The sequence below is a fragment of the Pseudobutyrivibrio ruminis DSM 9787 genome (assembly GCF_900218035.1).
GTDB classification, from domain to species: Bacteria; Bacillota; Clostridia; order Lachnospirales; family Lachnospiraceae; genus Pseudobutyrivibrio; species Pseudobutyrivibrio ruminis.
On record NZ_OBMR01000007.1, the window covers coordinates 57,044 to 72,679 of the forward strand.

The 15,636-nt window shown below is 37.4% G+C and carries 15 protein-coding genes; all 15 read right to left on the reverse strand.

The features are described 5' to 3' along the window. Positions 1-5: 5 nt before the first annotated feature. Positions 6-1,103, reverse strand: a complete 1,098-nt coding sequence (locus CRN97_RS07770; protein ID WP_097076483.1) for an ABC transporter substrate-binding protein — start codon at positions 1,101-1,103, stop codon at positions 6-8. 69 nt (positions 1,104-1,172) lie between these two features. Beyond that, positions 1,173-2,441 carry a radical SAM protein gene (locus CRN97_RS07775; RefSeq protein WP_097076484.1) on the reverse strand — a complete coding sequence of 423 codons (1,269 nt, stop codon included), beginning with the start codon at positions 2,439-2,441 and terminating at the stop codon, positions 1,173-1,175. Continuing rightward, positions 2,348-3,793, reverse strand: a complete 1,446-nt coding sequence (locus CRN97_RS07780) for a nitrogenase component 1 (protein WP_097076485.1) — start codon at positions 3,791-3,793, stop codon at positions 2,348-2,350. The genes CRN97_RS07775 and CRN97_RS07780 overlap by 94 nt, the downstream gene beginning before the upstream one ends. 2 nt (positions 3,794-3,795) lie before the next feature. Beyond that, the gene (locus CRN97_RS07785; RefSeq protein ID WP_097076486.1) at positions 3,796-5,193 is read right to left on the reverse strand and encodes a nitrogenase component 1; all 1,398 of its coding nucleotides are present in this window, start codon (positions 5,191-5,193) and stop codon (positions 3,796-3,798) included. A 23-nt stretch (positions 5,194-5,216) separates the two neighbouring features. Then, a complete protein-coding gene (locus CRN97_RS07790; protein ID WP_074791288.1) occupies positions 5,217-6,095 on the reverse strand; it encodes a nucleotide-binding protein in 879 nt (292 codons plus the stop codon). Positions 6,096-6,113: 18 nt separating this feature from the next. After that, positions 6,114-7,358 carry a methionine adenosyltransferase gene (metK, locus tag CRN97_RS07795; protein WP_097076487.1) on the reverse strand — a complete coding sequence of 415 codons (1,245 nt, stop codon included), beginning with the start codon at positions 7,356-7,358 and terminating at the stop codon, positions 6,114-6,116. A 123-nt stretch (positions 7,359-7,481) separates the two neighbouring features. Then, positions 7,482-7,625 (reverse strand): YezD family protein, encoded by a 144-nt coding sequence (locus CRN97_RS07800; RefSeq protein WP_074791284.1) that lies wholly within the window; start codon positions 7,623-7,625, stop codon positions 7,482-7,484. A gap of 162 nt (positions 7,626-7,787) precedes the next feature. Next, complete coding sequence (locus tag CRN97_RS07805; RefSeq protein WP_044938042.1) at positions 7,788-8,195, reverse strand: PaaI family thioesterase; 408 nt, start codon at positions 8,193-8,195, stop codon at positions 7,788-7,790. A 90-nt stretch (positions 8,196-8,285) separates the two neighbouring features. Then, entirely contained in the window at positions 8,286-9,263 is a 978-nt protein-coding gene (locus CRN97_RS07810) for a LacI family DNA-binding transcriptional regulator (RefSeq protein ID WP_097076488.1), read from the reverse strand. A gap of 46 nt (positions 9,264-9,309) precedes the next feature. Next, on the reverse strand, positions 9,310-10,164 hold the full coding sequence (locus CRN97_RS07815; protein ID WP_097076489.1) for a carbohydrate ABC transporter permease: 855 nt from the start codon (positions 10,162-10,164) through the stop codon (positions 9,310-9,312). Then, positions 10,164-11,027, reverse strand: a complete 864-nt coding sequence (locus tag CRN97_RS07820; RefSeq protein ID WP_242962034.1) for a carbohydrate ABC transporter permease — start codon at positions 11,025-11,027, stop codon at positions 10,164-10,166. The genes CRN97_RS07815 and CRN97_RS07820 overlap by 1 nt, the downstream gene beginning before the upstream one ends. A gap of 162 nt (positions 11,028-11,189) precedes the next feature. Continuing rightward, the gene (locus CRN97_RS07825; RefSeq protein WP_097076490.1) at positions 11,190-12,482 is read right to left on the reverse strand and encodes an ABC transporter substrate-binding protein; all 1,293 of its coding nucleotides are present in this window, start codon (positions 12,480-12,482) and stop codon (positions 11,190-11,192) included. A gap of 231 nt (positions 12,483-12,713) precedes the next feature. Continuing rightward, positions 12,714-13,931, reverse strand: a complete 1,218-nt coding sequence (locus CRN97_RS07830; RefSeq protein WP_179670709.1) for an acyltransferase — start codon at positions 13,929-13,931, stop codon at positions 12,714-12,716. A gap of 84 nt (positions 13,932-14,015) precedes the next feature. Next, positions 14,016-14,462, reverse strand: coding sequence for a DUF6465 family protein (locus tag CRN97_RS07835; RefSeq protein ID WP_097076492.1), 447 nt, complete (start codon positions 14,460-14,462; stop codon positions 14,016-14,018). A gap of 187 nt (positions 14,463-14,649) precedes the next feature. Then, positions 14,650-15,636: a peptidylprolyl isomerase gene (locus CRN97_RS07840; RefSeq protein WP_074791278.1), complete on the reverse strand. Its 987-nt coding sequence runs from the start codon at positions 15,634-15,636 to the stop codon at positions 14,650-14,652.

Consider the following 15,636-nt stretch of genomic DNA (forward strand, 5'->3'; position numbering starts at 1 on the left):
CCTCCTTACCTTGACCAGGTAACCGAATCTGGCTTATAAAGTGCCAAGGCATCTGTATTAATATAATCTGCAGGATCATATGCTGTAGGGAAATTTCCATTATTGAAGCACCACTCTTCAACCTTTACCAAATCTTCATATGCATCCTGGTCAAAACCATAATCGTGAGTTTTTTCATTCCATCCAGAGATTACCAAATCCTTCTTTAGTCCTAAATCTTCTTCTACCCAACCGGCAAATTCATCTAAGTTCTCTGTTATATATGCAAATCCTTCTTCACTTACAGCAAGGTATTTTGCTACTTCTGCCTGATGTTCCTCTAGATAAGAATTGTTTGCAACAAGGAAGCAGTACATAGGAGCATCAACCTCTGCTACAGTTACAAGTGGAACCCAACCAGCCTCTTCAAACTTTGGTTGAATTTGCGCGCCTGCCCAGTAAGCATCACCTGAGCCTGTAGTAGCAAGTGCCAGAGCTTCCTGTGCGCTTGACACATTTGTAAGCTCTATCTTTTCAGGATCAAGATTATATTTTTCTACAAGCTTTCCGTATTCATATTCAAATACAACACCTGCCTGGGACAGCAATATTGCCCCTTCTAAATCTTCCGGAGAACTAATATGCTCTGGATTAACATAAAGTGTTGTAGATGTATTAATCCATGTCTGTGTAAGGGCTCTAAGCTCAGTATCAGCTAAGGTATTTCCAATTCTATTAATACCTGCATAATCAGCAAAATTTCCAATATCAAGCTGATCAATAGTAATGGCATCGATTGTATTGATACCAGCTGCAAATTCTGTTGTTTCCAGATTAATTCCTCTATCCTTCAGGAAATTAGTATGGTCATCTAAAATCTTTAGATACTGGTTATCATCACCTGAGCATACACCTACTCTAATGGTGAATTCTCCTACATCATCGATATTAAAATCCTCAGCTGTAAGAGCAACATTTTCAACTCCATTATCCTCTACAGAGGCATTCGATTTTGTGCCATTTTCGTCATTGCCAGATGTAGTACCGCATGCCACTGCAGAAAATACTAAAGTAGCTGCTAAAGATAAAGTAATAAGTTTCTTATTGATATTTTTATTATGCATTTTTCTTCCTCCCGTAATATAAAAGAAGGCTCCCCAAATAGAATGGGAAGCCTCCAGTTTTCTGGTCAGCTAAGCTGTTTTTTCTACTACGTCAATCTTGCTATCATCTACAACACTATCTTCACCTACAAAGTGAACTCTGTCTGCTTCGTGCTTAGCAATATTAAGATGATCTCCATCCAAATCATAGAAATAATCAAAGATAGAATTTTCAACATTTGCCGATTTATAAAGATCCAAATGTGTAAGTCCATTTTTCTTCAAAAGTGTATATGTCTTGTGATATAAATCCATATACCATTCTGGTGTTGGAGCGCGATGCCCTTCCAGCTCTGAGCCAGGATTTGGTGTCCAGTGAAGTGGAATTGCAACAACACCAAGTTCAGTAAGATATTCGATACCTTCAAGCAATGTAGATTTAGGTTCAATACCAGCTACAAAGAAGGAACGAACATTGCCCTTACCAAATACTTCCACTTCTCGCTTAAGGGCGTTAATCCAATTCTGGCGGCCACCACAAATCTGATCTTTACCTGGACAAATTGTTTTGAAAATATTCTCATCCCAGATTTCAAGGTTAGTAGAAATTGCTCTGTAGCCTGCTTCCTTGTACTTTTCAATTACAGATAAATCTGCTGGAGCACCTACACAGGCAGTGCCTCCAAAATCTGCAAGTCCTGTTACATCCTGAATGGCTTCTGCAACATCAATGTAATATTCAACCTCTCGACGTTCTGGTACAAAACCTCCTGTAATAGTAATTGACTCATAGCCTTCTTCTCTGGCCTTTGCATAGGTTTCAGCTATCTGTCTTGGAGTCTTCCAGGCAATTCCCTGTAAATCTGCGAAACGGCTTTTTGTAGCATTAATATTACAGAATTTGCAGTCAAGTCCCTTGTCTTTCAGAGCGCATTCATTACTGTATGCTACAGACACTTTTGTCTTTCCGATTTCATTCGCGATAGTTTTCATGCTTATTCCATCTGATGTTTTCTCATTGTAAAAAGCAGGCTTTTCGACAAAAGAAACTTCGCTAATAAGATTCTTTCCCTCAAGCAAATAATACTTTCCATTTTCATGCTCTACAGAAAAAGGAGCATCATGCTTATATGTAAATCTCAATCTGTAGTTACTATCAAGTCTAAGTGCTGTTGGAAGCTTAGTCTTGGTATAAGTCTCATGATTCATATCAAAACAGGTACGCATCTGCTCTTGTACTTTATTATCAAAATCAAGTGTTTCTGCTACCTCTGGGCTGATATATACTCCCTCGTTGGTAATTCTGTTATCAAGTTCGATTGTCTTAAAAAGCTCTTCTTTTGTGATAGCTCGCGCCATGATTCTCCTCCTTTTACTTCTTTTAAAATAGATGATGCAAGTTCTTTTTTTCTTTCATCATATTGCTTTACAACTGTAATATAGTTTTCCAAAAGACTAATTGCGCCATTAACCCCCGCATCAGCCTTATTTAGAATTAACTTATCTGCAATTGGATATGAAATTTCAACAAGTGGTAGATTTAATTTCTCTGCTATTCTTTTTTCAAGAGAACTTCCGAAAATAACCTCCGCATTACTAGAACTAACTATTTCATCAATCTCTTTTTGATCAATTCCCTTATAAATGTTTTCAGATATAGTTCTAAGTTCTTCTTCATTATTTGTTTCATGTGCTTCATCCTTTTTCAAGGAATCAATTAGCACTACCGAAGAAATAACAACTCCAAGTCGATCTTTTAAAAAACCTCCAAGTCTAATTACCTGTTCTTCATCTCCTATAATTACAGCATTTTTAGATAGTCCAAGTTCAAAAATTTCATCCCTGACTCTCAGAAAAAGACTCTTTTCAGTATGCTCTTCTTTTTCCAAGAAATCTTTTACCAGTGATTCATCTAAGCTAATCACTTTATTAATAGCTTCCGCTAAATCCTGGACTTTATCTGTGCCAATTGGCAGTGATGATCTGTATATTACAGGGATATCAAACTTTTCCTTTAAGATTTTTGCTGGCAGTTCTCCCCACTGGGAAAATACGATAGATGCCGATGCATTTTTCGCATTTACGAAATCAGCAACACCACCTTCTGTTCCAAAAAACACATTGGATTTTATTCCTAAACCTGTAAGGATTCTTTGCAACTCATTTAGATTTCCCTGCCAATAAGGATCCTTTTGTGGAACAATTCCAAAAATGTTTACAAGATTTGATTCTCTTTTTAAACCACTTTTTTTGACTTCATAAATGGATTTGAAAATATCTCCCAAAACCTGCTCGTATCCATAGTGAGGCCCACCATTGAATCCAGCTACCAGTGTGTCAACAACTGGTTCTCCTTGCTCAACAATTTCTCTTGTCATTGCATCTACATCATCGCCCACCATTGCAGATTCACAGCTATTGAGAATTACATATAAATCTCCTTTTTGAACCTTAATAGTGTTTTTGATTTGCTCGCGAAGCCTCGATGCGCCTCCAAAAATTACATGTCTTTCTTGTGCTGCTGTACCTGGAATAGAAAAGCCTGAATAAGATGAGGCTCCTCCAGAAAACCTTTGATTAGCTAGATAATTAACTACACCACAACCAGCATTTGAATGTACAACCGGTACCGCTCCGTTAATCTCTTGAACTGTCTGCAAAGCTCCATGAAGTGCACATCCATTTCTAGGATTTTTGATTACATTCGACATAACTAGCTTACCTCCTGCTTCACATACCAGTTGCCACTTTTGCTTTTCCAACTAATCTTGTAGTTGCCTTTATCTAAACCATGCAACTTTCCCGAGAGTCGTATTGCTTTGACAAATGAGTCATACAATACATATACTCCATCAAATCCATATATAGATTTATTTCTGGTGGATACAACTGTAGCACCTTCATCAGAAGCAAATGAGCTTCCCTGAAATTCGCTAACGTATATATCAACTTCTCCCTTTGCTATTGCATTTGCCTTCTCAAAATACTGACCATTACCAATCACCGCTGTTATTCCTTTTGAAAGAAAACGTAATTTAGATAACTGATTTCTATTCTCTAAATCAACAAAAGGTGCTCCAAATCCAACCACTTCTCCACCAAGATTTGTAAACAATCTTGCGTATGCAGGAATTCTACTTAGTGATGCATCAATAAATATCTTTTTGCCATCTAAAAGATGCTTTGAAATGCTTCTTGTTAATTCCGCTTCTACTTCATCAACATATTTACTTGCTTTATCCTCAACCTTTAGATACGCAGCCAACTTTAGCAAAAATGCTTTTGTACCTCTAAATCCAACTGGTGCTTCAGTAACTATGTAAGGAACATCGTATACTTCCTCCAATTCTCTGGCTAAATATCCACCTTCTTCTGGATTTAGCACAACAGTTGCTTTAGCTTTAGATGCTCCTTTGATTTCATCTATGCTAGAAAACCTTGGCAAGACCTGATATTTAATATCCAATGCCTTAAGGCTTTTTGCTATTGCAGCAATATCTTCAATGCTCTCTGAAAATGAGATGACGTTAATGAATGGTTCCGTTTCCTCTGGATTTTTATCAATCAAATACTTTAATAAGCTATGTGTCACAATGTCGTAACCGGTTACTGGAGTTTTTGATTTAAATCCATCTGTATAGATGCTTATAATAGGAATCCCTATTTCATCTTCCAGCTCTAAAATAATGGAATTCACATCGTCATTATTAATAGCAACCACAGGTGTTCCTATAATAAAAACAGCTTTAGGATGTTGTTCCTCATAGGCTCTGATAACTGCTTCTCTAAGCTTATCTTCACCTCCTAAGATGGTGTCCCTTTCCACCAAATTTGTACTGTACCACCCAAAAGCTTCGTCAATCTGAGTAAGTCCAATATTTCCGCAGCCAATTGCACCATTCACAATTATTGCAGCATCCTCAATCTTAGATAACACATCAAATGCATATATAGTTTCATCCACATGGATTTGAGAATAAGTCCTTACTCGTTGTTTGATTTCAGTACCTGAGGTTTCATCAATAAGACCTTCAAGTGTTCCGTGAAAATGACTTAATGCACTTAATCTTTTTTCTCTGGTAAGGGCTTTTCTATCTTCCAAAAAACTCATAAAATCTCCTCCTTACCTAAATGCTAAATAGCCTCAGCCACTCCATTTACAACACCATTTTCAATATCGTATATACGGTCTCCCCAGGACCTAGCCCAATCTCTAAGCTCTGCTGAACCAAGAGGATTTGGTACTACCAGATCTTCATTTTCAGCAATATACTTTGCAAGATTTCTATAAATATCTGCCTGGGCACTGTTTGGTTTTGCCTCGATTACTGTCTTTCCATAAAGCTCAGATTGCTGAACATCAAGTGAACGATTTACATAGCCGGCAATGCTTGTGCCAGTCTTTGCCACAAAGTCATCAACTATCTCTCTGTGATAGCCTGGCTTCATGCTGTTTGCAATAACTCCACCAAGCTTTGCGCCACCTGTAGGAGCATATTTATTAATTGCCTTGAAAAGGTTATTTGCTGCATACAATGCCATAAAATCAGAAGAAGAAACAACATATGCTCTGTCAGTAATTCCATCTCTGATAGGAACTGCAAAACCACCGCAAACAACATCACCTAATACGTCGTATAAAACATAATCAGGCTTAAATTCCTCAAATAGATTTAGCTCCTGCAATAAATTTACAGCCGCATTGATACCACGCCCTGCGCAACCTACTCCTGGAACTGGTCCGCCTGATTCAATACAAAGCACTCCACCAAATCCTTTAACAGAAATATCATCAAGATGAATCTTATTTCCTTCTCTTAGACTATCCAGTACTGTTGGAAGATAGTTATTTCCTCTAAGTGTATTTGTAGAATCACTTTTCGGATCACATCCAATTTGGATTACTCTATAACCAGCTTCTGCAAGAGCTGCACTTATATTAGATGTAGTTGTTGATTTGCCAATTCCGCCTTTGCCATATATAGCTATATGCTTTCCTATTTTTCCAGCCATTATTTCATCTACCTTTCCTTAAATTGTTACAGCTTCCCTTGCTTCAGAAATATACTGAACAGCCAAGTCAACCTTTACGTCCTCTAAATACTGTCTAATCTCCTCCACTTTATCTAAATGCTCCCATGGAAGGTCCACATCGGTCCTGCCGAAATGTCCATAAGCAGCAGTCTGTTTGTAGATTGGCCTACGAAGATTAAGGGAGTCGATGATAGCTGCTGGTCTAAGATCGAAAACATTTTCAATAATTTCTGCAATTTTTTCATCACTGATTACCCCCGTATTAAAACTATCAACTGAAACTGATACAGGCTTTGCTACGCCAATAGCATAAGCAAGCTCAACCTCTACCTGCTTTGCAACACCTGCTGCCACAAGGTTTTTAGCCACCCATCTAGCTGCATATGCTGCGGAGCGGTCGACCTTAGTAGGATCTTTTCCTGAGAAAGCACCGCCACCATGTCGACCGGTGCCGCCGTATGTGTCAACAATAATCTTTCTGCCTGTAAGTCCTGCATCTCCCTGTGGTCCGCCGATTACAAATCGTCCTGTAGGATTTACATAATAAATTGTGTTCTCATCCAAAAGCTCCTCTGGAATAACTGGCTTAATAACATATTTAATTACATCTTCTCTAATCTTTTCTAAAGTTACATTTGCCGCGTGTTGAGTTGAAATTACAATAGTATGAATTCGTTTAACTGTTTTATTGTCATCATCGAATTCTACTGTCACCTGAGATTTTCCATCTGGTCTAAGGTATGGAAGTGTTCCATTCTTTCGAACCTTCGTAAGCTGACGTGTAAGGCGATGAGCAAACGAAATAGCAGGTGGTAAATATTCAGGTGTCTCATCTGTTGCGTATCCAAAAATGATTCCTTGATCTCCAGCTCCTGTTCCAAAATCTTCCTTTACTCCTTCCTGTTTTGATTCAAATGCCTTATCTACACCGAGTGCGATATCAGCTGACTGCTCATCGATTGATGTAAGAACTGCAATTGAATCTGCGTTGTACCCATCCACATTGTTTACATATCCGATTTCCCTGATTGTATCCTTTGCAATTTTTGCAATGTCCACATAAGCTTTTGTTGTAATCTCGCCTACAACAAGTGCCAGTCCTGTAGCAACTGTTGTTTCAGCGGCTACTCTTGAATATGGATCCTGAGCAAGTAGCCCGTCAAGGATTGCATCAGAAATTTGATCTGCAATTTTGTCTGGATGTCCTTCTGTTACTGATTCTGATGTGAATAACTTTCCCATATTTGTTTGTCTCCTTTTCTTAAAATATTTTTTTATATGAAAAAACAACTAGAGGCCAAAGCACAGCTAATGGAACCATGCTCTAAACCTCTAGTTGTCTAGTCAGTTTATTTAATATCTATATTAAATTCTTATTTTTTCACTTTTATCAATCTGTACTATTTTTCCATCCTGGATAATTATACTAACAGAACCAAATTTTATTGTTTCTATGAATTCTTTAATCTTTGCCAGTTCATCATTAGAAACACTCCTTACATTTGCCATATGCTTCTCTCCCTTTACAATTGCCTTCTGTTAAGTTGTTAGGAATTATATTAGAGAATCGTTGTAAATTCAATACTTCTAGCTCCTAAAGAAAATGAGAGCCCGTTATAAATCTGTTTTATAACGAGCTCTCATTTGGTATTTTTAGTACATATAAACCCATTACTGGTGATCTGCAACACAGTAATAATCGAAGGTTCCTTTGCTAACTAATTCTCCATTGTCATCTGTTACTTCTACATCAATAATGCAGAACTTGCGAGTACGCTTTACAACCTTTCCTTTGGCTGTAATACGTCCAGATTTGGCGCCTTTAAGGAAATAGTAGTTGGACTGCTGTGTAACGTACTGACGTCCATCTGCTCTTGCAGTGTAGCCAGCGCAGGTGTCTGCCAAAGTGAAATGTGCTCCGCCATGGGCAATTCCAAGAACATTAAGTGTTTCTGGAACAATATCAATATGTGCTGTAGCACCTGTTAACTCAATATCGTCCATAACGATATGATTATATTTTACAAATTCATTAGCATTAAGAGATTCTGCTAACATCTCCATTAATTCTTCACTCATAATATAACTTCCTTTCAATTAACTAGAGATATTATAGAATATTTAGAATAAAAAAACAGCCCACATCAAACCCTGATGTGAGCTGAAATATTATGTACTTTCTCTCTTTACAAGCGTAACTGGAAGTAATGTTCTCTTAGGAACTGTCTTGCCTTCAGACGCTGTAATTACCATATCAACAGCCGCCTCAGCCATTTCTTTTATAGGCTGATGAATGGTAGAGATTGGTGGATTTGTGATTTGTGAAATCATTACATCATCAAATCCAACTATTTTGATATCCTCTGGTACACGCTTGCCAAGCTTGGAACATACCTGCAAAATCTGAGAAGCAATCAAATCTGAACTGGCAAAGACTCCATCGATTTCTTCGTCGTATTCCAATGCACCTTCCAGCATATCATGATAATCAAGGCTGTTATATTGCCCCATATTAGTAGCAACAACCTTATAATATACTCCGTTCTTTTCACAGACTTCTATGAACCCTAGGGCTCTGTCATCAGCTGGCATGGAATTATTCAAAATACCACTGACGTGTAGAAGTCTCTTGCAACCACAGTCAATTAAGTGCTGTGCTGCAAGCTCTCCCCCTTGTTTATTGTCGCACTCTACAGCTGCTGTTCCATTTTCAACAAAACGCTCAACTGTAACAAGTGCTATATTGCTGTCAGTAAATTCCTGTACTGCCACACTTCCAGAGAAAAGAATGATTCCTGCAACCCTATTGCTCGTGCACATATCCAAATACTCTTTTTCCTTATTGTTTCTCCCCTTGGAGTTGCACAAAATAATCTTGTAACCATGCTTACTAGCAGCATTTTCGATGTTACTTATCATCTCTGCAAAGTATGGATGTCTAATATGAGGAACAATGACTCCGATAGTATTAGTTGTTTTTTTTGATAGAGATCTTGCTACCTCATTCGGTCTATAGTTAAGCTTAGCCATAGCTTCATAAACCTTTTTACGAGTTTCTTCGCTGATATAGCCTCTGTTATTTAATACTCTCGATACCGTGGTGACAGTCAGTCCGCATTCTGCTGCCACATCTTTTAATGTTGCCATTGTAACCCCCTTATACTTCTACAGGAAGACGTAGCATTATAATTGCCTATTTAACAGCCCCCGCTGTTATTCCCTCAACAATATATCTCTGTAAGAAAATATAAAGAATGAGGATAGGTAACATAGCAAGCAAAAGTGCTGCCATAATTAATCCTGTGTCTGTAGAAAACTGCCCATAGAATACCTTCGTAGCGATAGGAATAGTATATAATTCCTTTCTACCAAGTACAAGTGATGGAAGCAAATAATCGTTCCAAAATGCCATAGCATCAATGATTGCTACTGTAGCGATTGTTGGTTTTAATATCGGAAATACGATTTGTGAGAAAATCTGCCATTTGTTACATCCATCAATTGTAGCTGCTTCTTCCAACGAAATAGGTACATTGGTGTGAATACTTCCGTGGAACATAAATGTTGCCATAGAAAGTGAAAAACCAATATGCATAAATATTAATGTAACTCTATGATTTAAAATACCAAAAATTCCACCATATAGGGAAACAAGAGGTACCATGAGCACCTGGAAAGGAATAACCATTGATGCAATCATAAGTACAAATAAAATCTTGTTAGCATTCCAATTATTTCTAACAATAAGATAAGCAGTCATAGATGAAAGAATGATGGTTCCTATTGTAGAAAGAATTGTTACGAACAATGAGTTTCCAAATACTGTAAAGAAATTCATTTTCTTGATAGCATTTGGGAAGTTTTCAAGTGTAAATCCATGCTTACCTATAAGAGCAAGTGGACTTGCTGTAATATCAGCCTTAACCTTGAAAACGTTCAAGATAACCATTATGAAAGGGAATACGAATGCAATAAATAATAACGTAAGTACGATAATCATAATGGCATGTTTAATTTTTTTATTACGAGCTGCTACTTCATTTTCCATTATGCCTGCACCTCCCCTTTCTTACCAACGTATACTTGAATTCCACCGATTACTGCGCAAATAACAAACAAGATCAAAGCCTCAGCCTGGCCTGTACCATAGTTTTTGTTAACGAATGCCTGATTGTATACGTGCATAGCCGCAAGAGCTGAGCTACCGTATGGATCACCGTTTGTCAATGAAAGGTTTACATCATAAACCATGAAACATCTGGTGATTGTAAGGAACAGACACTGTACAAATGACGCTGTCATAAGTGGAATAGATATGTGAATGATTGACTGTGTTCCTGTACAGCCATCAATTTTAGCCGCCTCAATAACATCTTCTGAAACACTCATAAAACCTGCAACATAGATAAGCATCATATAGCCTGCATATTGCCATACAGAAACTATAATAAGTGCTGCTATCGCCCCATTTTCTGTTGCAAGGAGTGACTTAGCATTGCCTGATGAAATAAAGCTTCCCAATGCTACAAAAGCTTTATTGAAAACAAATTTCCAAACGTAACCAAGTACGATACCACCAATCAAGTTTGGTACGAAGAAACCTGCTCTGAAAAAATTCTGCCCTTTAATTCCGCTTGTTACCATATAGGCAATGATAAAAGCTACAGCATTTACAAGAATAACTGCAATTGCTGAATAAATAAATGTGCGTCCTAATGAAACCCAATAACCTGAATCCGCAAATGCGTTAACGTAATTTTGAATACCCACAAATGGTTTGTTACGAGAAACACCATCCCAGCTGGTAAGTGTTAAGTATAAACCATAAATGAAAGGTATGATTACCACGCAGGCAAATATAACTGTTGATATACCTGCAAAAAGCAAATACTGCTTTATTTTATAGCTCATTGTATTTGTTTTCATAATTCTATCCCTTTCAAAAGACATGGGGCCCGCTATAATGCTGGCCCCCTTTTAATAACTAGGAAGCTCGTCCATTTTTGATTGACTTCGTCAATAGGACTCGCTGTCATATGTTTTTCCTTCGCAAGCTAGGAAAAAAATATGATTTTAGTGTTCGATTGGTGTTGCTGTCTTGAAGTACTCTTCTACTGCTGTAACCAATTCGTCTCTTGTCATAGCCTCATCCAAATACTTCTGCATGATTTCCTGACCAACTACTGTCATGTGATCATCTGGTAAGTAGTTGTAGTTAGGAATAAGCTTTCCTGCATCTGCATAAGACTTAACTGATAATGAAAGTGGGTCAAGTGCTGAAGCATCGATGTTGTCGAATGCTGGAACAAGTGCACACTGCTCTGTAAGGAATGCATTTCCTTCAGGATCACTTACTAACCAGTTAAGGAAGTCAAGTGCTGCCTGTCTCTGCTCATCGCTTGTAGCATCTGAGCTATCTACGAAGAAGTACTTAGAACCGCCACCAACAAGCTTTGTGTTTGTGTCATCAGATGTGTTCTCAGGTACTGGCATGATTCCCATATTCTCTGTGTAATCGTACTGGTTGATTACTGACCAATCCCAGTTACCACCAAACATGAATGCGATGTCGCCCTGTGCAAGCATCATAGATGACTCTTCGCGGTCAGCGTTTGCTGCTGAACCCTTAGCATAGTTGTAAGCGATTAATGTATCGAATGTATCCATAAGCTCGTTGAACTTTTCGTTGCTTCCAAGATCAGCTTCGCCAGCTAATAATGAGTTAACGAATGCATCTGGATCTTCCTGCTGCTCATATACTTCTGCGAAGTAATGTGCACCAAGTGACCAGTACTCAGAAAGGACACCAACTGGAGTCTCCATTCCGCCAGCCTTAAGCTCATCTAAAAGAGCCTGGAAATCATCAAGTGTTGCAACTGATGATGGATCAAATGTCTCGCCTGTGATTGCCTCAATTGCATCTGCGTTGTAAATAACGCCTCTTGCCTCTACACAAACTGGAAAACCAGCAAGCTTGTCGTTTACTGTGATACCAAGTGTTGTGTGACTAGCCCAATCTTCATTTGAAAGATCATATGCATAATCATCAGCAAGTGAATAAATATCTTTTGCATCAACCATTGTAAGTGTGTATGGATCGTTTGATGCATACTTTGTTGCTACCTGAGATGCAACTGTTGTATCAGTATCAGCGTTGTATACCTCTACGTGTACGCCAGTAGCTTCCTCATAAGCTTCAGCCATTTCTTCGAACTGTGTCTGAATCTCAGTCTTTGAATTAAGTACTGTGATTGATACGCCTGAGCCTGAAGCACCATCAGATGAACCACCCTCTGAGCTACCACAAGCAACTAGTGAAGCTGACATTGCAGCTACCACCATAAGTGATAATAACCTCTTCTTCATTACAATTAACCCTCCTTCAAATAGGTTCGTGTGTTGTTTACAAATTGGATATTAGCATTCAACATATACTATGTCAATCGGTTGACATACGATTTAAGCCCTAAAGTGTTCATTTTGTAAAAATAGGTCAAATTATTAGAATTATTTTTGTGCACTATTCACTTAAATTAGGCATAAAAAAAGCTTTAACATATGTCAAACGTGTGATATATGTCAAAGCCATTATGTTAACTATTTTCTCTTTTTAATATCAAAAATTGCTGATATAGGTTTAACCGTAATGTTGTCTATGAAATAGGCAATTATAACAGAACCTATTAATGTAGCCAGCGAAAGGAACAAGAAGCCCATGCCCTTATGCATTAGTGAGCTTGTAAATGCATAACAATATTTTCTCACTGCAAAAACCAGCACCAACATGTGCCCTAAAATAATGCCATAGCTATACTGGCTAATCAATCTTATCAGATATACATTTTTTAGCTTATCCCCCAGTTTAAAGAAGATAGCCATTATACCAACAGATGCAACTATCATATATGGATAATGAGCCGCTAAATCATCTGACATTGGTGGGTTCAAATGAATCGCCACTTCAAATAATATAAGTGCAACCACACCAGCAATCATTGCAATGCTATCGTATTTACGTGACTCATCCAAGCTATACCAATACCCTATCAAGAAGATCAAAAGCCAGAATGTAAAATTCATAGGCATGGCATTTTCATTGATAATAACTTTTGTAAGAACAAAATATATGTATAAAACCATTATCAATGCTGTCAATTTTTTGTATGGCATCTCTTTAAGCATGTATCGTAAAAACGGTACCAACACATACAGCGAGATGATTACATATATAAGCCAAAAATGATGTACATTTGCCTTTGAATAATCAGCTGTTAAGATTTTATAAATGGCCGTTGTAAATGATGTATATCTCTGTGCATTGTATTCCCACAAATAATAAAAGTAATAAATTACAAGTGGCACTATTATCTTGGTAAATCTCCTTCCATAAAATGTAAGAAGATTTTCATCCTTAAACCTTAAAAGTAATGCACCTGATATCATTAAAAATAGGCAGTTGCCTCCTACCCCGGAAATACATCTAATTAGATTTAAAACCTCATATAAAGGTGTTCCTGCCATGCCTGATGCATATGGCCAATCCATAGCCAGCACATGAACAAACATAATAAATAAAACCGCAAGAGCACGAATGTAATCATACACCGGTTTATGATTGTTTTCTGGCAGTGCAAGGGTCTGTTTTATATAGCCTGTATCTTTAATAGATTTTACAATGCTAAAAACACTGCATAGCCCCACAATTAAAATGGCGATAAACCAATTAATAGGATGTGTAGTAAACACTCCTATAATGGCCAGAAAAAGGATATCTATTAATACCCAATAGGCCACTGCGAATAAACTTTTTTTCATCATTCCTCCACGTAGCATGACCATAAAAAAGCTGCATCGTATATACGATACAGCTTTGTGCTACGACATAAAAAATATTAAGGATTAAAGATCTACTGAACCAACGCGATCCTTGTTTGCTACATAATAAATCTTGCGCTCCTCTGGCTTGATGTAAATGTTGAGCTCTTCAAGAGTCTCTTTCTTGTAATCCTTCTTGAACTGAGCCTGTGCTTTCTTGATGCACTCAGCTTCTGTAAATTCACGATCCTGATACTGAACAACAGCTGTTGTTACTACTGCCTTCTTAGACTTAGCAGCTGCTTTCTTAACAGTCTTTGTAGCTGTCTTCTTAACTGCTGTAGCTTTCTTTGTTGCTGTTGCCTTAGCTTTTGTAGCTGTCTTCTTAGCTGCTGTAGCTTCCTTTTTAACTTCTGCAACTGCTTTCTTAGTTGCTTCACTAGCGCTTGCTGCTGCAGTCTTTACAGTTGTAGCAGCAGATGCAGCTGACTTCTTTACATCGTCAACTGTAACCTTTGCATTTGTTACCATTTTTTCACCCTCCTATATGAGCAAACAATTATTATTTTTTATATGCCCTATATTATAGTCATTTACTCACGCAATTGCTAGTACATTCAATTAATTTTCTACCAAATTACTAATAAAATATAAATTATCAATTCTTTTTAGTACAATTTGCAATTATATATAGAAAGTTGTTTATATTTTGAATTATCTAAAAATGGTCATTTAATGTTTTAAAAAAACTATCACTTGTTAATTCCGAAGAATCTTCTGGAAAATCTATAGACTCCCAAAGCTTTGTATTCATGTCAGAGAAATATCTATCTTCTAAATCAGAAACGATGTCTTCAAGCACTTGCTTACGGCGGTTCTCGATGATTACAGTTTTGTTTTCTTCTGATAACTCTTCGTTATACTTGTCCAAACACTGGAAGAAATAGTAACCACCATCAGCAGCAATTGCTGAAGAAACTTCATCTGTATCAAGATTGAAAACTACATCATCAACTTCCTCAGGATACTCTCCTCTTGCGAAGGTAACCTGATAAGAATCAAGCTCTGTGTATGTTGATGCAAGTCTCTCAAATGTGTAACCGTAATCTATCATTCCCTGGATAGTCTCTGCTGTAGATTCATCTGAAACATACAGTACAAAAGCTTCCATAACTCGGGCCTCATCTTCGGATACTTCCTCATCAACAGAGTTCATTAATTCTTCGTATACTTTAGAAGCTAAAGCATATCGCATATACATTTTTTCGATATCTTTTTTCTTTGCTTTTGTAAAACTTTTTTCTGTTGAATTTAATGATTTGTAGTACTCTTCTGCTGCGTCAGAGCAAGCCTTCTTTTCTGATTCTGTAAGCTCAATTTCCTGCTCACTTGCATATACATTTAGAATGTATACCCTTGTTAAATGCTCCATTGTTAAATCTTTTATTGAGCTTGTCATTGTATCAGTATCATAATCCTCTGACCAAAGATTTACCCCATCTACAGATCCGTAAATGTTTTTCTCGTTTAATAGATAAACAAGAGCTTCTTTTTTGGAGCATTTAAAATCTCCGATTTTAAATACAGTGTTGTATCCACTAGATGTGTCGAAATAAACTACTTTGTCTCCTACGGTACAACCAGTAAAATTAACCGCTAGACATATCGCAAAAGCGATAGGTAATAACTTCTTATAAAACTTCAT

What these genes read in the sequence shown, in the direction of transcription:
- CRN97_RS07770 (WP_097076483.1), bottom strand. Translation starts at nt 1,103, where the DNA reads ATGCATAATAAAAATATCAATAAGAAACTTATTACTTTATCTTTAGCA.
- CRN97_RS07775 (WP_097076484.1), bottom strand. Translation starts at nt 2,441, where the DNA reads ATGGCGCGAGCTATCACAAAAGAAGAGCTTTTTAAGACAATCGAACTT.
- CRN97_RS07780 (WP_097076485.1), bottom strand. Translation starts at nt 3,793, where the DNA reads ATGTCGAATGTAATCAAAAATCCTAGAAATGGATGTGCACTTCATGGA.
- CRN97_RS07785 (WP_097076486.1), bottom strand. Translation starts at nt 5,193, where the DNA reads ATGAGTTTTTTGGAAGATAGAAAAGCCCTTACCAGAGAAAAAAGATTA.
- CRN97_RS07790 (WP_074791288.1), bottom strand. Translation starts at nt 6,095, where the DNA reads ATGGCTGGAAAAATAGGAAAGCATATAGCTATATATGGCAAAGGCGGA.
- metK (WP_097076487.1), bottom strand. Translation starts at nt 7,358, where the DNA reads ATGGGAAAGTTATTCACATCAGAATCAGTAACAGAAGGACATCCAGAC.
- CRN97_RS07800 (WP_074791284.1), bottom strand. Translation starts at nt 7,625, where the DNA reads ATGGCAAATGTAAGGAGTGTTTCTAATGATGAACTGGCAAAGATTAAA.
- CRN97_RS07805 (WP_044938042.1), bottom strand. Translation starts at nt 8,195, where the DNA reads ATGAGTGAAGAATTAATGGAGATGTTAGCAGAATCTCTTAATGCTAAT.
- CRN97_RS07810 (WP_097076488.1), bottom strand. Translation starts at nt 9,263, where the DNA reads ATGGCAACATTAAAAGATGTGGCAGCAGAATGCGGACTGACTGTCACC.
- CRN97_RS07815 (WP_097076489.1), bottom strand. Translation starts at nt 10,164, where the DNA reads ATGGAAAATGAAGTAGCAGCTCGTAATAAAAAAATTAAACATGCCATT.
- CRN97_RS07820 (WP_242962034.1), bottom strand. Translation starts at nt 11,027, where the DNA reads ATGAGCTATAAAATAAAGCAGTATTTGCTTTTTGCAGGTATATCAACA.
- CRN97_RS07825 (WP_097076490.1), bottom strand. Translation starts at nt 12,482, where the DNA reads ATGAAGAAGAGGTTATTATCACTTATGGTGGTAGCTGCAATGTCAGCT.
- CRN97_RS07830 (WP_179670709.1), bottom strand. Translation starts at nt 13,931, where the DNA reads ATGAAAAAAAGTTTATTCGCAGTGGCCTATTGGGTATTAATAGATATC.
- CRN97_RS07835 (WP_097076492.1), bottom strand. Translation starts at nt 14,462, where the DNA reads ATGGTAACAAATGCAAAGGTTACAGTTGACGATGTAAAGAAGTCAGCT.
- CRN97_RS07840 (WP_074791278.1), bottom strand. Translation starts at nt 15,636, where the DNA reads ATGAAGTTTTATAAGAAGTTATTACCTATCGCTTTTGCGATATGTCTA.